The 17,495-nt window shown below is 47.0% G+C and carries 16 protein-coding genes; 7 read left to right on the top strand and 9 right to left on the bottom strand.

The window, feature by feature from the left end; genetic code table 11:
• Positions 1 to 102: 102 nt before the first annotated feature.
• A complete protein-coding gene (gene dprA / locus H6798_02550) occupies positions 103 to 948 on the bottom strand; it encodes a DNA-protecting protein DprA (protein MCB9821393.1) in 846 nt (281 codons plus the stop codon).
• Positions 949 to 1,587: 639 nt separating this feature from the next.
• Between dprA and H6798_02555 the strand changes: the two genes are divergently transcribed.
• The 3 genes from H6798_02555 (at position 1,588) to H6798_02565 (ending at position 4,427) form a co-directional block, all read left to right on the top strand.
• The gene (locus H6798_02555; protein MCB9821394.1) at positions 1,588 to 2,178 is read left to right on the top strand and encodes a hypothetical protein; all 591 of its coding nucleotides are present in this window, start codon (positions 1,588 to 1,590) and stop codon (positions 2,176 to 2,178) included.
• A gap of 116 nt (positions 2,179 to 2,294) precedes the next feature.
• Positions 2,295 to 3,485 carry a hypothetical protein gene (locus tag H6798_02560; protein MCB9821395.1) on the top strand — a complete coding sequence of 397 codons (1,191 nt, stop codon included), beginning with the start codon at positions 2,295 to 2,297 and terminating at the stop codon, positions 3,483 to 3,485.
• Between the two features lie 114 nt (positions 3,486 to 3,599).
• Positions 3,600 to 4,427 carry a M15 family metallopeptidase gene (locus H6798_02565; protein ID MCB9821396.1) on the top strand — a complete coding sequence of 276 codons (828 nt, stop codon included), beginning with the start codon at positions 3,600 to 3,602 and terminating at the stop codon, positions 4,425 to 4,427.
• Here H6798_02565 and H6798_02570 read toward each other — a convergent pair.
• Together H6798_02570 and H6798_02575 are read right to left on the bottom strand one after the other, a co-directional pair.
• Entirely contained in the window at positions 4,424 to 5,056 is a 633-nt protein-coding gene (locus tag H6798_02570; GenBank protein MCB9821397.1) for an aminoacyl-tRNA hydrolase, read from the bottom strand. The two genes, H6798_02565 and H6798_02570, sit on opposite strands and share 4 nt — an antisense overlap.
• A gap of 73 nt (positions 5,057 to 5,129) precedes the next feature.
• Positions 5,130 to 5,339 carry a hypothetical protein gene (locus H6798_02575; GenBank protein MCB9821398.1) on the bottom strand — a complete coding sequence of 70 codons (210 nt, stop codon included), beginning with the start codon at positions 5,337 to 5,339 and terminating at the stop codon, positions 5,130 to 5,132.
• A gap of 187 nt (positions 5,340 to 5,526) precedes the next feature.
• Here H6798_02575 and H6798_02580 point away from each other — a divergent pair, with 187 nt between their 5' ends.
• Positions 5,527 to 6,777, top strand: coding sequence for a hypothetical protein (locus H6798_02580; GenBank protein ID MCB9821399.1), 1,251 nt, complete (start codon positions 5,527 to 5,529; stop codon positions 6,775 to 6,777).
• A gap of 2 nt (positions 6,778 to 6,779) precedes the next feature.
• On the opposite strand, the gene der is transcribed toward H6798_02580, so the two are convergent.
• Complete coding sequence (gene der / locus H6798_02585; GenBank protein ID MCB9821400.1) at positions 6,780 to 8,117, bottom strand: ribosome biogenesis GTPase Der; 1,338 nt, start codon at positions 8,115 to 8,117, stop codon at positions 6,780 to 6,782.
• Positions 8,118 to 8,185: 68 nt separating this feature from the next.
• On the opposite strand from der, the gene H6798_02590 reads away from it, so the two are divergent.
• Positions 8,186 to 10,072, top strand: coding sequence for a hypothetical protein (locus tag H6798_02590; GenBank protein ID MCB9821401.1), 1,887 nt, complete (start codon positions 8,186 to 8,188; stop codon positions 10,070 to 10,072).
• Positions 10,073 to 10,650: 578 nt separating this feature from the next.
• On the opposite strand, the gene H6798_02595 is transcribed toward H6798_02590, so the two are convergent.
• From H6798_02595 to H6798_02610, 4 genes are all read right to left on the bottom strand, one after another.
• The gene (locus H6798_02595; GenBank protein ID MCB9821402.1) at positions 10,651 to 11,304 is read right to left on the bottom strand and encodes an rRNA pseudouridine synthase; all 654 of its coding nucleotides are present in this window, start codon (positions 11,302 to 11,304) and stop codon (positions 10,651 to 10,653) included.
• 34 nt (positions 11,305 to 11,338) lie between these two features.
• On the bottom strand, positions 11,339 to 12,523 hold the full coding sequence (locus H6798_02600; GenBank protein ID MCB9821403.1) for a response regulator: 1,185 nt from the start codon (positions 12,521 to 12,523) through the stop codon (positions 11,339 to 11,341).
• Between the two features lie 66 nt (positions 12,524 to 12,589).
• Positions 12,590 to 13,825: a PAS domain-containing protein gene (locus tag H6798_02605; protein ID MCB9821404.1), complete on the bottom strand. Its 1,236-nt coding sequence runs from the start codon at positions 13,823 to 13,825 to the stop codon at positions 12,590 to 12,592.
• Positions 13,826 to 13,908: 83 nt separating this feature from the next.
• Positions 13,909 to 14,889: a (d)CMP kinase gene (locus H6798_02610; GenBank protein MCB9821405.1), complete on the bottom strand. Its 981-nt coding sequence runs from the start codon at positions 14,887 to 14,889 to the stop codon at positions 13,909 to 13,911.
• Positions 14,890 to 15,000: 111 nt separating this feature from the next.
• Between H6798_02610 and H6798_02615 the strand changes: the two genes are divergently transcribed.
• Positions 15,001 to 15,726 carry a hypothetical protein gene (locus H6798_02615; GenBank protein ID MCB9821406.1) on the top strand — a complete coding sequence of 242 codons (726 nt, stop codon included), beginning with the start codon at positions 15,001 to 15,003 and terminating at the stop codon, positions 15,724 to 15,726.
• A 9-nt stretch (positions 15,727 to 15,735) separates the two neighbouring features.
• On the opposite strand, the gene H6798_02620 is transcribed toward H6798_02615, so the two are convergent.
• Positions 15,736 to 16,395 carry a hypothetical protein gene (locus tag H6798_02620; GenBank protein ID MCB9821407.1) on the bottom strand — a complete coding sequence of 220 codons (660 nt, stop codon included), beginning with the start codon at positions 16,393 to 16,395 and terminating at the stop codon, positions 15,736 to 15,738.
• Between the two features lie 102 nt (positions 16,396 to 16,497).
• On the opposite strand from H6798_02620, the gene H6798_02625 reads away from it, so the two are divergent.
• Positions 16,498 to 17,463 carry a DUF21 domain-containing protein gene (locus H6798_02625; protein MCB9821408.1) on the top strand — a complete coding sequence of 322 codons (966 nt, stop codon included), beginning with the start codon at positions 16,498 to 16,500 and terminating at the stop codon, positions 17,461 to 17,463.
• Positions 17,464 to 17,495 lie beyond the last annotated feature (32 nt).

Here is a 17,495-nt window from a genome sequence, read left to right on the forward strand (position 1 = left end):
CACGAGTTCGCCTCTGTTAACTTGTTGCTTATGTTAAAAATCATTCGCTGGCTATACTAGCACCGAACACTCGATTGTCAAAACTAGCAGCCAGGCAATGGCCTACCTAAGGCTCCAAATACCGGCGACGCATACTATTTCGCCGCGGATCTCCATGAGCGTCAGGGCTTGCTGTAGAGCGATGGGTTCTAGGTTTGTATTTAGCTGAAGGTTTTCGGTTGCAAGTGGCTGTGCACTCAAGGCTTTATAAATCTTTTCTTCTTCGGGACTTTCAAAGACTAGTCTCGGCTGTTGTTTCTGCCGAGGCGAGATCTTGAGTGCATCGAGTATATCTGCGCCCGAGGTAATCATACGAGCACCTTGTTTTATCAGCATATTGGTTCCAACAGATAACTGGCTATTTATCGGACCAGGTACGGCTAAAACCTCGGTGCCAAGATCGAGTGCAAAACTAGCGGTGTGCAGACTCCCGCTATTAGCCGCCGCCTCAACAATCAACACGGCATCGGCCAGTGCGGCCACAATCCGATTACGTGCGATAAACTGATATTTTTGAGGCAGTGTAGTGCCTGGGTACTCACTAATAAGTATGCCGTTGCTGCTAATAATGTTTTCGCCTAGCTTCTGATTTGTGCGTGGGTAAATTGTTTCGATACCGCATGGTAGCACTGCCCCAACAGCCAGGCCAACATCAAGACCGGCCCGACAAGCAAGCCCGTCGACCCCGAGGGCTAGGCCGCTAATGATATTGATTTCGTAACCTCTGATCGAACTGATAAGTTGCTCGGTGACAGTTTTTCCATAGGTCGATGGACTACGGCTGCCGATGACTGCAAGGGTTGGCTTGGTAAAATCGAATTGACCACGCGCGTATAGCAGTTCTGGTGGATCTGCCAGCTGGCTGAGCCTTTTGGGAAAATCTGCAAGCGTAAGCTTTTTGACAATCATAATATTTTATTTAATAAGGCTTGACTATAACGCAACTATGTGCTAAACTAGCGCGGTAAATAGTTAATTTACTATTTATAGTACCTTATACCCCCATTCTAACATTTGTTAGGTTGATTTAGAGCGTGCCATTATGTTGCTACCCTCCACATACTTGGCTTCTGGTTTGACCAGGAGCGTTCTAAGTCAAACTAATCCCTTTAACCACGCTTCCCCACTCGTTTTGATTGAGTTTGGTGGAAACGTACAAGCCTTCTGGTGGGCCCTTTGTTACTCTTGCGAGAAAGTAACAACCGTAGGAGCCTTCAAGGTGGGTTGAAGGGTGTATAGATTGGCCCGAAGCTTTCGGGTCATGTAAAGAGCCTGCAGCGGTGCCCACCCCCTCTGCAGGCTCTTTTTATGTTTAATCTAACTCTAGCAACAGGTTTCTGATATTTACCAGAGTAATTGATAATTATGTGCAATTTGATAACCAATAGTTACTACTAACCAGTTTTGCTTTCTATGCCATCGGCTAAACCTTAAAACATTTGTAATCATGCAACAATATGGTACAATATGTGGGCTATTCTCAATTCACGTTGAGACTCCTGATGGGAAAGCCTCATTGGAGTATTTGGTAGCAAGGGAGGGTCAGTAATGACCCAGAATCTTTCGGATCTACAAGTTGATCCGCGGTTGTTAAGCACGCTGGCAGAGATGCTCAAGCGGATTGGCAACGGCGGTCTCGACTCGCGTGTTGCGGCTGTGCATCTTCAGGCCTTGCTCGAAGGCAAGCCTTCGAGTGAATCTTCGTTGGCCGATAGCGCGGTCGGCAAGTGGGAGGGAGTTGTCGTGACTGAGAGCTTTCTGAGCCAGACGATGGTTTATAAGGGCCAGCTGCTCAAGCGCCACCGAAATGGTGGTGGCTGGGTGCCGGCCGAGCAGTCGGAGGGCGATGAGTCGAAGCCTTATGTGGACGAAACGGCCTATGTCGGCCCGTTTGCGATGGTCTTCGGCAACGCTCGAGTCTTCGGCAACGCTTTGGTCTGCGGCAACGCTCGAGTCTTCGGCAACGCTCGAGTCTTCGGCAACGCTTTGGTCTGCGGCAACGCTGAGGTCTCCGGTGAAGCTCGAGTCTCCGGCAACGCTCGAATCTCCGACAACGCTCGAGTCTGCGGCAACGCTCGAGTCTTCGGCAACGCTGGGGTCTCCGGTGGAACTAGTCTCGAAACTGGCTCTCACGGCTAGGGCGGTATGCCGCCGCCACCCCCCCGCCACATCGATGATGGCGGGGGTTTTGCTTTGTAAAATTTTTACTGGTTGTGCTTGCGTTAATGTTACGGTTTGTCCAGAATAGTTCCGATATGGGCGAAAGATACAAACCAGTTCCGAAAACCGACTCTGACAAGGATTTAATCCTCCCAGGTGTTTATCCAAGTACAAATCGCAAGATTTCGCCACTGTGCAATTACCGGACCTTTACTAGACGTGGACGCGAAGAAGCAGAAAGGTTTGACATTGACCGTCTCGGTGCGGCGTTTGGACTGGCGTCTGGGCCCGAACATAGTTGCTCTGGGGCAACAGAATTTTGTGCAAACGACTGCTATTCAATCGAAGCCGAACGCACTTTCAGCGGAACTGGCAACAGCATGCGCCGTAATTACGAGCAACTTAAGGCCGCCAGTTTCGAACAGATGCGCGCGACTTGCTCGGCTATCCTCAATGGCTACAATCTTCGATGCGAGCGAATGGGCGTGCCAGCAGACAAGCGAATCTTCCGCTGGCATTGGGCTGGCGATATTTTTAGCCGCGACTACGCCCGGGCAATTGCCGCTGCCTTTAATGAGAACCCAACGGTTATGGGGGCGATCTATACGAGAGTATATCAACCCGACTTAAATGTTGTGCCTGAGCTAATAAAAGCCCCTAATTTACGCGTTTTTTTAAGTGTCGACCCCGATAACCTCGAGCGGGCAGCCGAGGTATATCGAGAATATCATCGATCTGTCAGGTTGGCATTTTTAGGCCAAGATTATCACCACGGGCGCACACTAGCCGAGAAGATGGCAGGTTTGGGCGTTCCAGACCTAGACGTTACCCAGCTTGTCGAAGCCAGCATCGACAGCGATGGCCATATGCCATATTCGTATCCAGATTTATTGTACTGCCCTGAGCTATACCCGTACGGCAAAAAAAGGCGCGATGGCAGTCGAAGTTTTCTGAGCCTAACAGTTCCTGACTATGTTGAACTCAAAATTGAACAAGCAAATGCAAGAGCAGAAGCACGAGAAGTCGACATTAGTCGAGTTAAGCATCGTGGAGCATGTTCGGCTTGTATGGCATGTTACAGCCATTCGGCACTCCACACTCGTCATGTAATCTTCGTTAAGAATAAAGAGATGCATAGTCAAAAAGGAACTCCTGGTGGTTTGTATCAAGCGGCTATGAGTGAAGTACTTGATGTGCCGGTGGAGATTGCCAGACGGCGACGACCAGCCAGCTTGGCGGTGGCCAATCAGGTAAGCCTCGAAGACCACCCTAGCCTGTTCGACTGAGGTCATACCGGCTAACTAACCAAAGCTTTTAGTGTTATTCCTAGCTCCGTTGTCTGGGTTGCATAAGGGTGTTAAGATGAACCTATCTTGAGTCATCATAGAATATACGTCGTTATGCTTGGCATATTTTTGGTCGGCACCGCTGCCGCTGCAGGCTTATATTTGAGTGCAGACGATTCCACTGCCCTACAACAAACAGCCATAAATAGCGATCAGCAAACGCCGAGCAAGACTAGCCAGACGGTTCAGTCGGCACAGACAGATAACAAAGAAGCCGAATCAACCTACCCAGAGGTCGACAAGGTGGTATACAATACAGACCTAGGCGTGTTCAAATGTAAACCTTCATGCTTCTTAGCTGCGGTCGATAAACAACATTCCCTGCCAGAAAGTTATCAGCCAGAAGTCCAAGTAATTGCCAGCTATGGCTCGAGCAGATTAGTCAAAGATGCGGCCGATGCACTGCTCGAACTGATCGACTTTCTAGAGGCAGAAGGTGTAAAAGTCGAACTGACCTCTAGCTATCGTTCTTTTGCAAACCAGCAGTCAACTTTCAACCGCTGGGTCAAAATACTTATGGAACGAGATGGCCTGAGTCAGGCAGAGGCACGTATCCAGGCAAATACTTTTTCGGCCCTACCAGGCCATTCCGAGCATCAACTTGGCACAACTGTTGATATCAACACCGTAGGAGCCGAGCCATTTAATATCGATGACAATCGGCTACTCTATGGCTTACTCGAAAAATATGCGTATCGGTACGGATTTGTTATCAGCTATCCAGAAGCAAAAGAAGATCTAACTGGTTATGTGCACGAGCCCTGGCATATACGTTACTTAGGTATCGATTTGGCTACAAAAATCTACAAAACTGCTTACCTCGATCCTAGCTCGACTATGTTCTCGACAAAGTATTTACGCGATTACGGATTTAGCGACTAGGCTACACTAATTGTCTGCGGGCTTAGGTTGGTGGCCGTTGCCTCGCCCAAGATGCTGGCTGCCTCGTTGATAATCATCTTAAGCTTTTCTAGTTGATCGGTAGCAAAGTTTTGGAGCACAAAATCGGCTAAATCGATTTGAGCTGGGGTTTTTGGGCCAATGCCCACACGGATGCGTGTAAAGCTGTCCTGGTTGTGCTGGAGTAACGATTTAAGCCCATTGTGGCCGGCAGCTCCCCCGGCTTGCTTAATCTGGAGTTTACCAAAATTGATGTCGACTTCGTCGTAGACGACAACCATTTCCTCGGGGTTAAGCTTAAAAAAGTTAAGTACCGCATGCACAGCCTCTCCACTATTGTTCATGTAAGTTGTTGGTTTGACTAAGATTGTTCGAGTGCCACCAATGTCACCACTGGCTAATACACATTTTAGATCTTTCTTTTCGGTCCACTGTAGATTGCTGCTGGCAGCGAACCTATCGAGGACCATAAAACCGACATTGTGCCGATTGCCAGAATGTTCTGCGCCTGGGTTGCCAAGGCCAACAAAAACTCGCGTGCGCCCAAAACCAGTGGTGTAGATCATTGCCACTTCTGTTTCTTCTTCGGTCTTTTTTACAAATAGTGCCATAGGTAGCTTAGTATAGCGTAAATTATCCGCTCTGGCTTAGATTATATAATCGATTATATAACTATACTCCAACTCATTGGTGCTCGAGTTCATGCCGGAATTCACGGTTTTCTTCGATGAGTTCGTTGATTTCGCGGTTAAAAGCTTGCATATCACGCCGTAGCTCATCCTCGACTGGATCGGGCATTGGCTCGTGCTTGTAGCGCTCTAGTGCTCGTCGAAGTTCGTCGAACTTACGCATAACTCGGGCGTGTTGGTCTCGATATTGTTGCTGGTCGCTCATAGGCTTATCTTACATCGGTTTATCTGCCAAGGCTAGACAGTCCGCCGAAAATCGAATTACCTAGCCCTGCCTTACCTGAGCCAGTTCTCACCAAGTTTAAAGTGATTCGTAAATATTTCTGATGCGACTCAAGCGAAGTGACTTATGTGCTTTGCACAGAAGCTATATATATAGTATAATATTGCTAATGAATAGGACTGAAAAACTAATCAGGTACGAAGAGGTAGTACCTGAGAATTTACGTGAAAGGACTGCTCGAAGACGGGCATTATTAAATGATGCCGTAGAGGTTGATGGGCGTGGCGACATAGGTGGCCAAGGTACGCCTAATCAAGTCAGAGGTAGCAGATTCGGAGCTTTAATTGATATTGAGGGAGTTTTCTGTGATCTCGAAGCCGTCAAGGCGCGCAGGCGTTTGGTGGAAATTCTGACATGCGACAGCGGTAAATTTCCACATGTCGACGATGTTGCAGAAGATGTACGTGATTTAACCTGGACCAACTATCGTGTTGAAGCTCAACAAACCAACCAAGACAGAAGAGTTGGCCTAATCAAACATTTCGACAACAATAGCCTTGTTGCCTGGGTTGATCTACCAAAGAAAAGACGAGCTCGCAAACAATTATTAGACCAAGACTTTGGAACAAGTCAGATTCATTTTGGTTTAGCGTATGATTCGCTCGACAGTGGTAGAAAAGTATTCTTGCCGCTACTAACGAGCATTAAGGGTGGACAAGAAGGTGCGTGCCATATCGTTGCTGCATCTGAGGCAGTCATGGATATGGCTAGCTATTCCACACGAGAGCTAGCTGGCCTTCTATATTCTGTCATCGATGACCTGGAAAATCTGAGTATTGATCAGATCATCGATTTAATAGAAATCATTTCCAAGATTTTAGAAAAGATTCCTGCACAAGTTGGTCAACAGAATTTGCTCGCAGAAGCGTTACGCAGGATCAATTCTGATCCGTCTGGCCAAGACCGAGTTGCCAAGTTCAAGGACTTAAAACTTAAGCAAATGTTGAGGGTGCCAACAAGACGACAAGTATTACGTCATGTTGGTCAGCAAGCGAGCGAAGTCGAAGTTCTAGATGTTGTCTATCGCAAAGAAGAAGCTTTACCTAATGGCAGCAGTGTGTCGGTTGCAAACTATATAGTAAATGAAGGTGTTTTTATGGCCGATAATGGTATTTGTTTTTGCCGGATGACAGTTTATAAAACTATCGACCCAGAACAATATGGAGTTGAACGAAGTCAATTACGACCATGGATTCATATCGACTATTCTGAGATTGGTGGTTGCGAAATTTCGGCTTTGTCTGAAAATGGCTATGGGTATCGTGATCTCGACGGTGAAGACTCAAGATTACTTGAAGCGTTGAACCAGATTATCCGCGGAAAACTCATGGAAATCCAAACTAGAAAGTTAAGGATCTAAAACTACTTATTTATGTAGGGGTTTTCGGAAGTCTTTTCGACGAAAAGTAGCTTGACCGATGTACCATCGAAACCAAATTCTTCGCGCATCGACTTCTCGAGGTAGCGTTTGTAGCTCCAGTGCAAGAATTTCATGTCTTTACCAAAGAACTTAAATGCCGGCGGCAAGCCCTCTAACTGGGTGACGTAATTTAGTTTGGGATGAGTATTTTTGAGTCCGGCTGGTGGGTGCTTGAGCTTAACGCGGGTTAACCACTGGTTGAGCTGGCTGGTTTTGAGTCGCTGTTTGCGGTGTTGGTCGATTTCCAAGACAAGCTCAAATATTTTACTGACATTTTGACCAGTTACACTACTAGTGAAAATTAGCCCAGCCCAGGGTACGAAGTCGAATATTCCGCGAACTTGGCCACTTATCTGGCCATGAGTATGGGTATCTTTTTCGGCGAGATCCCATTTACTAACAACTAAAACTAGCCCTTTGCCGGCCTCTTTAATCAGTCCGGCAATTTTTTGATCGAGCACTACGCCGACCTCATTGATATCAGTCAGTAGTAAGCAGATATCAGCCTCCTCGATAGCCGCCAGACTACGGAGAACACTAAACTGTTCAATCCCCTTCTCGATCTTCCCGCTGCGGCGGATACCGGCAGTATCCAGTAGTTCGATATTTTTCTGCATGAATTTTACTTGGTGTCGGTTGACATCTCGAGTGGTACCGGCTCGAGCACTCACTACAGCTTGTTGCTTTTTTATGAGGGCGTTAAACAAAGCACTTTTGCCAACATTTGGTCGACCCAAAAGAGCTACCCTAATCTGGTGTGGGTCGTAAGCGATTGTGCTTTTAGGGAGTGATCGGTACAGGTATTCCTCTAATTCGAAAATACCCGACTTTGTTGTAGCGCTAGTTAAGAAAATATCTTTTATGCCTAATCTCTGGTAATCGGCACTTTGCCCGCGTCGGAATTTATCGTGCTTGTTGACGAGTAGGCATACAGGCTTTTTGCTCTTGAGCGCTTGGGTGGCCACCCGGCGGTCTTCTTCGGTGATACCGGTTTGGGCCTCGATAACTACCATAATCAGGTCGGCTGCTAGGACGGCTTCTTCGATTTGTTCCTGAATGGTGGCTTCGAAATCATCTTCGGCACGCTTGAGTCCGGCAGTGTCGACTAGCCAAAAATCTTTGTCGGCGATGCTTAATTTGGCCGTAACAGAATCACGTGTTGTACCGGCTTCGCGGGCAACGATGGCCTCTTTACGTCGAATAAGCACATTAAACAACGAGCTCTTACCTACATTGGCTCGACCGACTATCGCGACGATGGGTGTTTTTTTCTTAGACATAACTGACCAATAGTATAACAGAGGTGGTATTTATTGTAAATCAATTAACATGATTGTATAATATTGAAATGTCTAAAGATGAGTTAAGTTCTGCCGAAGGTGTTGCACCGAGTTTTCAGAGCTTGTTTGATGTAGCGGTAGGTTTGTGCATCTCGGATACAGATAGTTTGGCCGATAAAATCGCCAAAGCACAAGATCGACCAATCGAGCCAATACCAGTCTGGAACTTAAGAGCGATTTTAGATACCACGCGAGCAGACGAGCTTTATCGTTTTGGGGGCAGATTGATATACGACGGTACAAACTATACTGACTTAGCTAAAGAGCCGAACACGCAGCTTGGTGAAAGCCAGCCAGCTATACAGGCTGCAATCGAAGCATTTGGTCAACAACTACTCGAAGAAATGTTTGATTGTCTTGGTGATGACGCGTCCGAAAAAGCCGAAAGATTTGCGAGTACAGACTCTCTTGCAGAGCAACTCGAGATCATCACTTGGCTTGAAAATAGAGTTAACTCGATACACGACACCCGCAGAGATGAAGAAATCGGTAGTCTTGTAGTTGAGCTTAGTGAGGCGGTTGAGCGCGAAAGTAACAACTATCTTGCCGATGTTGGCATTCAGATTGTTGACCTACCTGAAATTACTTTGTCTGAACCAGTTACAATTACTCAAGAACCTGGCGACCAACCACAAATCGAATATGTCAGGCTAGGCGATTTAATCGATGATGGCTGGGAAGTTGATTGCGAAGAAGATGGCGATATTCAACCTTATCACCCGATCAAGATTAGCCCTAAGTTCATCGGAAAATATCCAGATAATATGCAAATACCGACCTGTCTGGGTAAATCAATCTTGGTAACCGCCTTCTTCGATAAAGCCGGTGCACCTGTTATGCACGCAGGTGTTATGCGGACTGCTCTGGAATTTGCTAGGTTGAACCATATGAAGATTGTCGATCAAATTAAGGCCGCATCGGCCGAAGGACAAATAGTTGTATCGGCAGATTTACGCGAAAGATTGGACACTATAGCAAGCGACTACGCAAAAAAACTCGAATCTGCAGCTGGGCGCGGTTATCATGCGGCGGCGATTGTTCGATTAAAAAACGGGAGATGGGTGCAGGTTGATCCGAATTATCGTATGGGACTAATAGTAGGTGCATCAAGCCGATTTCTTGATGAGCAGTACGGTGTTTTGTCTTATGCTAACAAATATCTCAAAGGTCTAGAGTCAAGCTTCTTAGGAATCGAAACTTCTGCGTCGCTCCAACTAACATATTTAGTAAGTGAACTCCTCCAGGCCTTACCAGACGATCAGACCTTAAAACGTGTTCTCAATGATGCCAAAGTAATGCAAGACCCGCGGGATGCGACCAGGGGCTTTGTTATTGATTTAGTCACGTCTACATTAGAAAAAAGCCAGTTCGCTTGTCGTCAGGATGGCGGCTACTTCTTGGATGATCTAATTGACACACTTTTACTGGAGTTTCGGTCACCACAAGTGCATAAAAAAGAAGGCCTGATCGATACTACACTAGATGAACTGATTAGAGATTATATGTTTTCTCAAAGCAGTGCAGACAATGTTTTTGAAAACCTTAGGATTCTGCCGATATTATTTGTGCTAAAGCTCAACGGTTTAGTTATAAATAAGCTCATTACCAATATAGCGAACGGCAAGAGATATTTACATACCGCTATGGAGTTTGGTATGCCAGCCTTTAGGATTGGCGCCTGCGCACTTAGTGACATTGAGCTTCATACAGATACAAAACTACCGTTTAAGTTTTGGGCGAGTAATTGGGCTAGTGCTGTTACCTTTGGGAATAATCCTCCCTCTGCAGATGACTCCGACGATAACGCGTGTTACCGCAGTTTAGTTACCAGAGCTTATTGCCCAGACTTGGCATATGAAGGAGCTGATGTTATAGTATCTTATAGCCTAGGATAGTAGGAGGTGAATCAGAGTGAGAAGGAGTAAGCTGGAGGCCGAGCTGATAAGGCTCGGTGTCGATCGAGACACCCAGAGGACGGTGCTGGCAGCGCACGATCAGGCCACCAAGCCTGCGTCGCGCGGGCGGTCGTTCGGCCACGGAGCACCCGAGATGGATCTGTCGCCGACGCCATCCATCTGACCAACTGTGGTGCCCGTCTCGCCAACGCGTTACGGGCACCACAGCGGCCATTCCCTCTCACTTCTTCTAAATTGTCTGACTTTGGGTAGTCAAACACTTTAATAATCCTAGGCCTTTTCTATACGAACATATTGATATGATTTATCTCCGAGAAAAGTCAAAAGATCTATACGCTGGTGCAGTCAACTTCTTGCCCGAGCGAGTATGGCTGGCACAGACCCAGCTAGATTTGCTATAAAACGTTTTATAGAATCCACGACCCCTGAAGACATAATACTGCTAGTTGCTGCCTATTTGCTTGAGTCGACGATACTTCATATTGAATTCCCCAAACAAATGCACGCTTTTGATTGTCACGATCCGATTAATCAACAGATACTTGACTGTAGCGACGTTAGTCCGTAAGTATTTTCCAGCCGGCCAGCGGAATCTCGACCAGGTTATAGCCTGCTAACTGAGTTCGATGCAGCGAGACTACGGTGTAACCAAGTTTATCAAAAGTACGCCGAATCTGGCGGTTGCGGCCTTCGCTAAGCTTAACCTCCCATGCCCTTCCCTTGCCTGTAATTATCATTCTGCTTAGACGTGAATCTCCGATATCAACCCCCAGTTTTACTTGGGCTTCGGCCTGCTTACTTAGCGGTTTATCGAGTTCTACTTGATAGATCTTTTGACCGCCCTTGCTAGGGTGGCTGAGTTTCTGAATTAGATCACCATTGTTACTCAATACCACTAAGCCAGAGCTATCTTTGTCGAGTCGACCAGCAATCTTTAGGTGACGGTAAGTTTCGGGCAACAGATCATAAACGGTCTGACTTCCCTGCCCGTCGCGGCTGCATACATAACCCATTGGCTTATTAAGTAAGATTGTTGGAGCTTTTTGGTCTAACTTTTTGTAACCATCGACTTCGACAATGTCTAGGTCTGTTACGTCTTGACCGACTCGTACTCTCGAGCCGTTTACCATCACTCGCTCTTGTTCGACTAAACTATCGGCAGTACGCCGAGACACGCCAAAATTAAGTGCAATATACTTGTTAACTCGCATTATGATTTAGTTTATTGGTAATTCTAGGTAATTACTAGAGGGCAATTGCGTTTGGATCGGTCTCTTCGGCTTCTTCTTCTGGCTCGGGGAGTGTGTATTTATCCGGTTGGGTGGGTGCTTGTGGAACATTGGTTGGCTCGGCCGGATCGCTGACTGGTATATTAACCGCAGTTGAAACTTCAGGGGTTGGCGGTTCGGCTGGTTCCTCTACCACAGCCACTTCGGGCATGACTGGTATCTGAGTTGCAACTGGCGTAGCTTGAGCGGCAGCTTCTTTTTCTGCTTCTGCTGCCACCAATTGGTTGATGTCTGGCGTGCTACTCTGGAGTGGTTCGATTACCCTTTTTATACTTGAATTGGCTGGTTCAGAGGGTGATTCTTCGGGGTCTCTAGAAGTGCTAACAACTTCAATTGTTGTGGCCACTGGGGCTTCGTGTGGGGCCGTAGTCAGGTCTGTCTGGATAGCTTGCTCTACCTGAGCGCCCATTTCCTGACGTTCCTGATCGCTAGTAATTGCCTGGGTTTCAGTTTCGGCGGCAACCATATCGTTATCTAGGTTTGTAGACGGCAAGTCTGGAGATGGTTCCTCGGCAGCTTGGGTGGGCTCGACGGCGACTTCTACAGGCTGTGCATCTGATATCTGACTGTCATCGCTAGTAGTGGCTGGGGCGATAGCTGGTAACTGATCTTCTACGGCTGGAGCAACTTGACTGTCGTCTGTTTGATCGGTCGCCTGAGTATTATCATCTGGTATCTGAGCATCGTCATTGACAGTTGTAGTAGCTGTAGAGTTGTCATCGGATCCTGAATCGTCGCTAGTCGTAGCCGTAGGCTGAGTAGTGGCTGGTTCGTCGCCAAGTAATTCGTGAACCACACGTGCTACGTCTTCTAGGGTTACCTGCGACTTAACTAGGTACTTGTCTGCTCCGAGTTCGCTAGCTCGCGACTTGTCCTCGGCTTGGCTCAGCGCTGTCATCATAATCACCTTGGTATCTTTCGTTTCAGGGGTTGAGCGCAGGATATCGAGCATATCGAAACCACTAATTTTAGGCATCATAACATCACTAATAATCAGATCAGGCTTTTCTTTGACGGCCATTGCAAGTGCCGCCTCACCGTCTTGAGCGGCAACAATCTCGTAACCTTCGGCCATTAGACGTGCGCCATAAATCTCTCTCAAATTTGTGTCGTCTTCAACGAGCATAATCTTCTTGCTCATAGGCAACCCCCTGTGTGTTGACGTGATTTCATTAGCATAAAGTATACCATAAGCGTAAAAATCAAATTATATATTACCAGTCTTTGGCTGGGTTGCTGTCTTCGAGAGTTGCCGTTGGGCTTCTTGAGTGCTGAGTCTGGGTAGATTGATATAAAATGTACTGCCGGCTCCAAGCTGACTCTCTGCCCAAATGCGGCCACCATAAAGTTCCACAATCTTTCGACTAATAAATAATCCTAGCCCTGTCCCACCAATTGTTCGGGTGGATGAGTTGTCTACTCTATAAAACTTCTGGAATAGGTGCGGTAGATCTTCTGCCGGTATACCTGGTCCGGTGTCGCGGACACTAATCTGGACAACTTTTTCGTTACCAGTTAGCGCCAGAGTTATTTTGCCGTTCTCGGTGTACTTGACGGCGTTATCGAAGATATTAGTAATCACCTCGCGCATCCTATCTGGGTCGACCAGCGCATAATACAACGGACTGACTACTTTGGTGCCGCCTTCTGGTGTGTCGGCTGAAGGGGCCGCATGACTGCCATTGCCGAGTAAAAATTCGGTGACGAGGCTTTTCTTTTCGGCGGAGAACTTAAAACTGTCTGCCAGCTCTTGTAAGAAAGCGCCCATATCAGTGACACTAGGATGATTGGTTAGACGGCCATCTTCGCTTTTGGCTGCGGTAAGTAGGTCTTGGAAGAGCTTGCCAAGATGTTCGGTACTGGAGTGCGCTTTGTCGAGATATTCGCGAGCCTTACTATCGATCTTGCAGACTGCATCGTTCATGGCGAGGGCCAAATAGCCTTCGATCGCAGCAACTGGCGTACGCATTTCGTGACTAGCAGTGCTAATAAACTCGGCTCGTTGCGATTCTTCTGAACGCTCTTTAGAGACATCTCTAAAAACCGCGACTGCGCCCTCGACTTGACCACTCTGGTTCATCAGTGGCGAACAACTAATGAATATAGCAATATGTTTCTGACTGCTGGTGCGTAGAGCCACTTGGTTATCTCGGACTACCTTGGCTTCTTTAAAGACTCGCAAAACTGGATTATTGACTTCTGGGTAAGCTTGACCATCTTTATCGACGAACTGGAGGACGGTTGCAAAATTTAGGCTCGTGGCATCTTTGGCGCTCCAGCCAGTTATATTCTCGGCACCAGGGTTTAGGGTTAAGATTGTGCCTTGGGAATCAATCAGAACAACTCCATCTTCTATAGAGTTTAAAATGATATCGCTCTTTAGTTTTTCGTTTTGTAAACTACTTGCCGATACCGAACCAGGTTTAGATTTCTTAAAAAACATCCCCTAACCCACCAATACTACAGCTGATCTTCATAAGCATTTTCAGGCTCTATTATGGGCGAAGTAGGTGTCGAATGCAACATCTAGAGCTTACGGATTTCAGCTCTTTGGGCACGAGCCTCTGAAACCATGCGTTCAGTGTAACGTTGCATTGCCAGTAAGCTACAAGCGTTGGTATCAAACAGAACTTGACGAGCTTCCCCTTTATCGGCCTGGCCTTGACTATAGGCTATCGCACCTGCCCCGATCCGACCATAACGATAATGATTCTCGCCGGATACCTCGTCTCTGGCTTGGCGATATGTCATGTTGCCTTCTAGGATATAAGCGTTTATCGTGTGTTCAAGAATGCCTGGGTGATCCCAGTAGCGAATAGCATCTGGCTCTGGCTTGACCGGGTCGTTACCGCGACTTTCATCTTGGTGCCGACGTTCGACTAATTCGTGGACTTTCGCGACTATATATTCTTCCTTCGCGTCTTCATCGAGGGTTGGCAAACCTTTATCTTCGAGCTCTGCAAGATGTCTCGCTAGTTCTCGGTTGGCGGCTTCGTTGTCACTACAAACAAAAAAGGTACGTTGAATTATTTCTAGACCCTCAACCTGACGAGCTACGGCGGCCAAGTTTCGGCCATCGAGTATAACCATCGAAATACCATCGTCGGCAACCATTCTAGTTAAGTCGTCCCTAAACCTGGATTTAACACCTTCACGAACCGCCACCAATGGAGATACTTTGCCGACAAGTCCAGCTACGTCTCGATCGTATAAGACACTTTCTCCATGTACGTTGACGACCCTCTCCATATCGAACGCCATATCTTCGGTCTGTTCTGCAGTTAAACTACTTAAGTTTGTGGCCACATCCGATTCAGTCATCCCGGGTTCGATCAAGCCAGTCCGTAATGCCAAAAACGTAATGGCTCGATACAACTTGCCTGTTTCGGCAGTTCGAGTTCTTGGGAAAACACGTTCGAGATGCTTGGCACTAGTACCTTTTCCCGAACGAGGACTCCCATCAAATTCAACTGCGATTAGGCCAGTTTCGGTGGTAGTTTGTCTCATTACACATATTTAAGACTAGCTTTTAAAACTTCGCAAGCATAGGCGTTACAGTTTTTAGTGAAAAAGTCTTCACTGATTTAAGCAAATCCTAATCTTAAAGTAGGGTTTACTATGAGTACAACATTTTTCAAACATTTTGATTTACCAGTTAAACATCTCGACGAAGGCTACGATTACGTTCCACCAAAAGCTCGAGATTTAGCCGAGATCGAACGCCGACGAGCCTTACCGGCTGGTTCGGTGCTGGCCGAGGCGCAGCTGCGCGGTATCGAGACCGCCGCAAGAGTGATTGACTACTGTGCCGAGCACGACGACGGTGAGTTCTCGGCACGAGTTTTGGCAGCCACAGCAATGAATACAGCTTGGTACAACTTAGCTCGCGATGCCGAGCGGGTTATGCGTCGGCGACTGTATTTGCCAATTCACGGCCGCACAGAGCCAATTACAAGAGTTACGTTGTTGACTCGGTCCAGTGAACGGATGCAGTTTGCCCGCGAGATGGCCGCCAGACACAAGATATCTGTCGAAGGTAAACATTGTACAGCTCTCAAGCATCAGCGAGAACTTGGACTTCGGCTTGGCAACACTTCTCTATTTTTGGCGGCTGTAGAAATGGCCCCAGAAATCGAGATGGCTCGTGGCGAAACAGCCTTAGCGCAACGGATTACCCGCAGTGCTGCGCTAGAGGCGCTCGAGCAATCACGCAACTTGTATGCCGAGATTGGCGCCAACCCTACCCTCGCTCAACTGGCCGATGTTGATAGCCCGTTAAGTGTTTACTGGCGCCGCAACGGTAGCAACGAAGCCGTCAATGCCCTCGAGAACGCCATATCCTAGTCAATCAGACTAGAGGTTGAAAGTTTTTTGAATAAAGAAGAGTTGGTTATCTGCAAGTTTGTCGACCAAAACTGGCATGTTTGGCAGCATGTCGGGTGAGTTAAAATCCGGACCTTCTGCCCAAAAGTATTCTGCATGTGAATGACTTGGTTGCAGCTGCCCGCTAATATCTTGGCTATAGAGCAGCACAAAGTGCGTAAAACTCTCTAGGTTTTCCCTCGACCACATCTCAAAGATGCCACTACCTTTTACTGCAAAGTCGGCTGTTAATCCGGTTTTGGACAGTAGCTCTTGGCTAGCAGCCGTCTCTAGGCTATTGCCGATCACTGGCGATGCGTGCATAAAACCAATTCGGTCTTTTAATGGATGCACGAGTCGTTTGTAAAGTAGCCAAGGTCCATTAGCTCCAGCGCGAACTGCTAGGAACAAAATAGTATGAGCTTGCGGCCCAGATTTGGCGACGGTTAAATTACGTATACCTACTTGCCTACCGACAGCAGTTAAAGTGTAATTACCGGTTTGGTCTTTCTCGACCAATTTATCTCGTAGCAACTGCTTTAGATGGTAGTCGAACAACTTATTCTCGTATTCGTCTGGTTTGAGCTCGCTAAAGCGCAGGCTATCGTTAAAAGCCAGACGCATAAGTATCTTCTGCTGAATATGATGCATAGCCTATTCTATGCTCTTTACATGGGTTTCCTCAACCTTGTATTTAGAATAATTGCTACCTCTACATTACTCGTCTTTGTAGATGCTATAATCTAGGCTCTTGTGAATCACCTTGTTATTTTCTCTTTATCAACTGTCTTAATCGGACTATCGGCAATCTGCTCTGGTCTGAATGTCGCACTGATGGCTCTAGACTTAAGCGACTTGCGTCGCCAGGCAAAGCTCGGCAACAGAGACGCTCGCAAGGCATTAAGTTTACGCGAAAAGACTCATTTAAGCTTGGCGAGCATTCTACTCACAAATGTTGCAGTTATCTCGGCTTCGTCGTTAGTTTTATCAAGTGTTTTAAATGGCTTTGTAGCCGGCATCACCAGTACTCTGCTAATTGTTATTTTTGGAGAAATCTTACCGCAAGCTTTTGCAATTAAGCACTCACTCAAGGCGATAGCACTTTTTGCCCCTGTGTTGCGAGTTATGACAATCTTCGCATACCCTGTCGCAAAGCCGTTGCAGCTACTCCTAGATAAGTTAATCGGTCCAATCGAGCCGGATCTACATTCGCGCCACGAGCTTGGCTTGATAATCGCCGAGCATCTTGATCATGATGCATCGGAGCTGGACGACGACGAAGTTGAGATTGTTCAGAACGCCCTTCAGCTTAGTGAACGCCGCGTCCGTGAAGTTATGACCCCTGTCGACGAAGTCTATTACCTATTAGAGACAGATGTAATCGATGCTCACAAAATCGATGAAATGAAAGCCGAGAACTACTCTAGAGTCCCGATTTTTAATAGCAGTAAGACAGAGTGTAAGCGACTACTCGTCTTAAAAGACTTAGTCGATATAGATTTTGATGCACGGAGCTATAGTCTCGACGAGCTAATTACATATCCGGTTAAGACCATTGGCTCGATGACCGCCCTCGACACAATGATACGCAGGTTTATTTCCACACGGACTCATCTGATGGCAGTTGAGCGCCACCAGGCAATAATTGGGATTATTACCATCGAAGATCTGATCGAGTCTATTATTGGCCACGAAATCGAAGACGAAACCGACAAATAGCTGGCGAAAATTCAGGCCAATGCTGATTGAGT

This window comes from Candidatus Nomurabacteria bacterium, assembly GCA_020631905.1.
Classification (GTDB): Bacteria; Patescibacteriota; Saccharimonadia; order Saccharimonadales; family VXPC01; genus JACKGQ01.

What these genes read in the sequence shown, in the direction of transcription:
- H6798_02600 (MCB9821403.1), bottom strand. Translation starts at nt 12,523, where the DNA reads ATGAGCAAGAAGATTATGCTCGTTGAAGACGACACAAATTTGAGAGAG.
- H6798_02605 (MCB9821404.1), bottom strand. Translation starts at nt 13,825, where the DNA reads ATGTTTTTTAAGAAATCTAAACCTGGTTCGGTATCGGCAAGTAGTTTA.
- H6798_02570 (MCB9821397.1), bottom strand. Translation starts at nt 5,056, where the DNA reads ATGGCACTATTTGTAAAAAAGACCGAAGAAGAAACAGAAGTGGCAATG.
- H6798_02590 (MCB9821401.1), top strand. Translation starts at nt 8,186, where the DNA reads ATGTCTAAAGATGAGTTAAGTTCTGCCGAAGGTGTTGCACCGAGTTTT.
- H6798_02615 (MCB9821406.1), top strand. Translation starts at nt 15,001, where the DNA reads ATGAGTACAACATTTTTCAAACATTTTGATTTACCAGTTAAACATCTC.
- H6798_02555 (MCB9821394.1), top strand. Translation starts at nt 1,588, where the DNA reads ATGACCCAGAATCTTTCGGATCTACAAGTTGATCCGCGGTTGTTAAGC.
- dprA (MCB9821393.1), bottom strand. Translation starts at nt 948, where the DNA reads ATGATTGTCAAAAAGCTTACGCTTGCAGATTTTCCCAAAAGGCTCAGC.
- H6798_02580 (MCB9821399.1), top strand. Translation starts at nt 5,527, where the DNA reads ATGAATAGGACTGAAAAACTAATCAGGTACGAAGAGGTAGTACCTGAG.
- H6798_02620 (MCB9821407.1), bottom strand. Translation starts at nt 16,395, where the DNA reads ATGCATCATATTCAGCAGAAGATACTTATGCGTCTGGCTTTTAACGAT.
- H6798_02610 (MCB9821405.1), bottom strand. Translation starts at nt 14,889, where the DNA reads ATGAGACAAACTACCACCGAAACTGGCCTAATCGCAGTTGAATTTGAT.
- H6798_02595 (MCB9821402.1), bottom strand. Translation starts at nt 11,304, where the DNA reads ATGCGAGTTAACAAGTATATTGCACTTAATTTTGGCGTGTCTCGGCGT.
- H6798_02565 (MCB9821396.1), top strand. Translation starts at nt 3,600, where the DNA reads ATGCTTGGCATATTTTTGGTCGGCACCGCTGCCGCTGCAGGCTTATAT.
- H6798_02560 (MCB9821395.1), top strand. Translation starts at nt 2,295, where the DNA reads ATGGGCGAAAGATACAAACCAGTTCCGAAAACCGACTCTGACAAGGAT.
- H6798_02575 (MCB9821398.1), bottom strand. Translation starts at nt 5,339, where the DNA reads ATGAGCGACCAGCAACAATATCGAGACCAACACGCCCGAGTTATGCGT.
- der (MCB9821400.1), bottom strand. Translation starts at nt 8,117, where the DNA reads ATGTCTAAGAAAAAAACACCCATCGTCGCGATAGTCGGTCGAGCCAAT.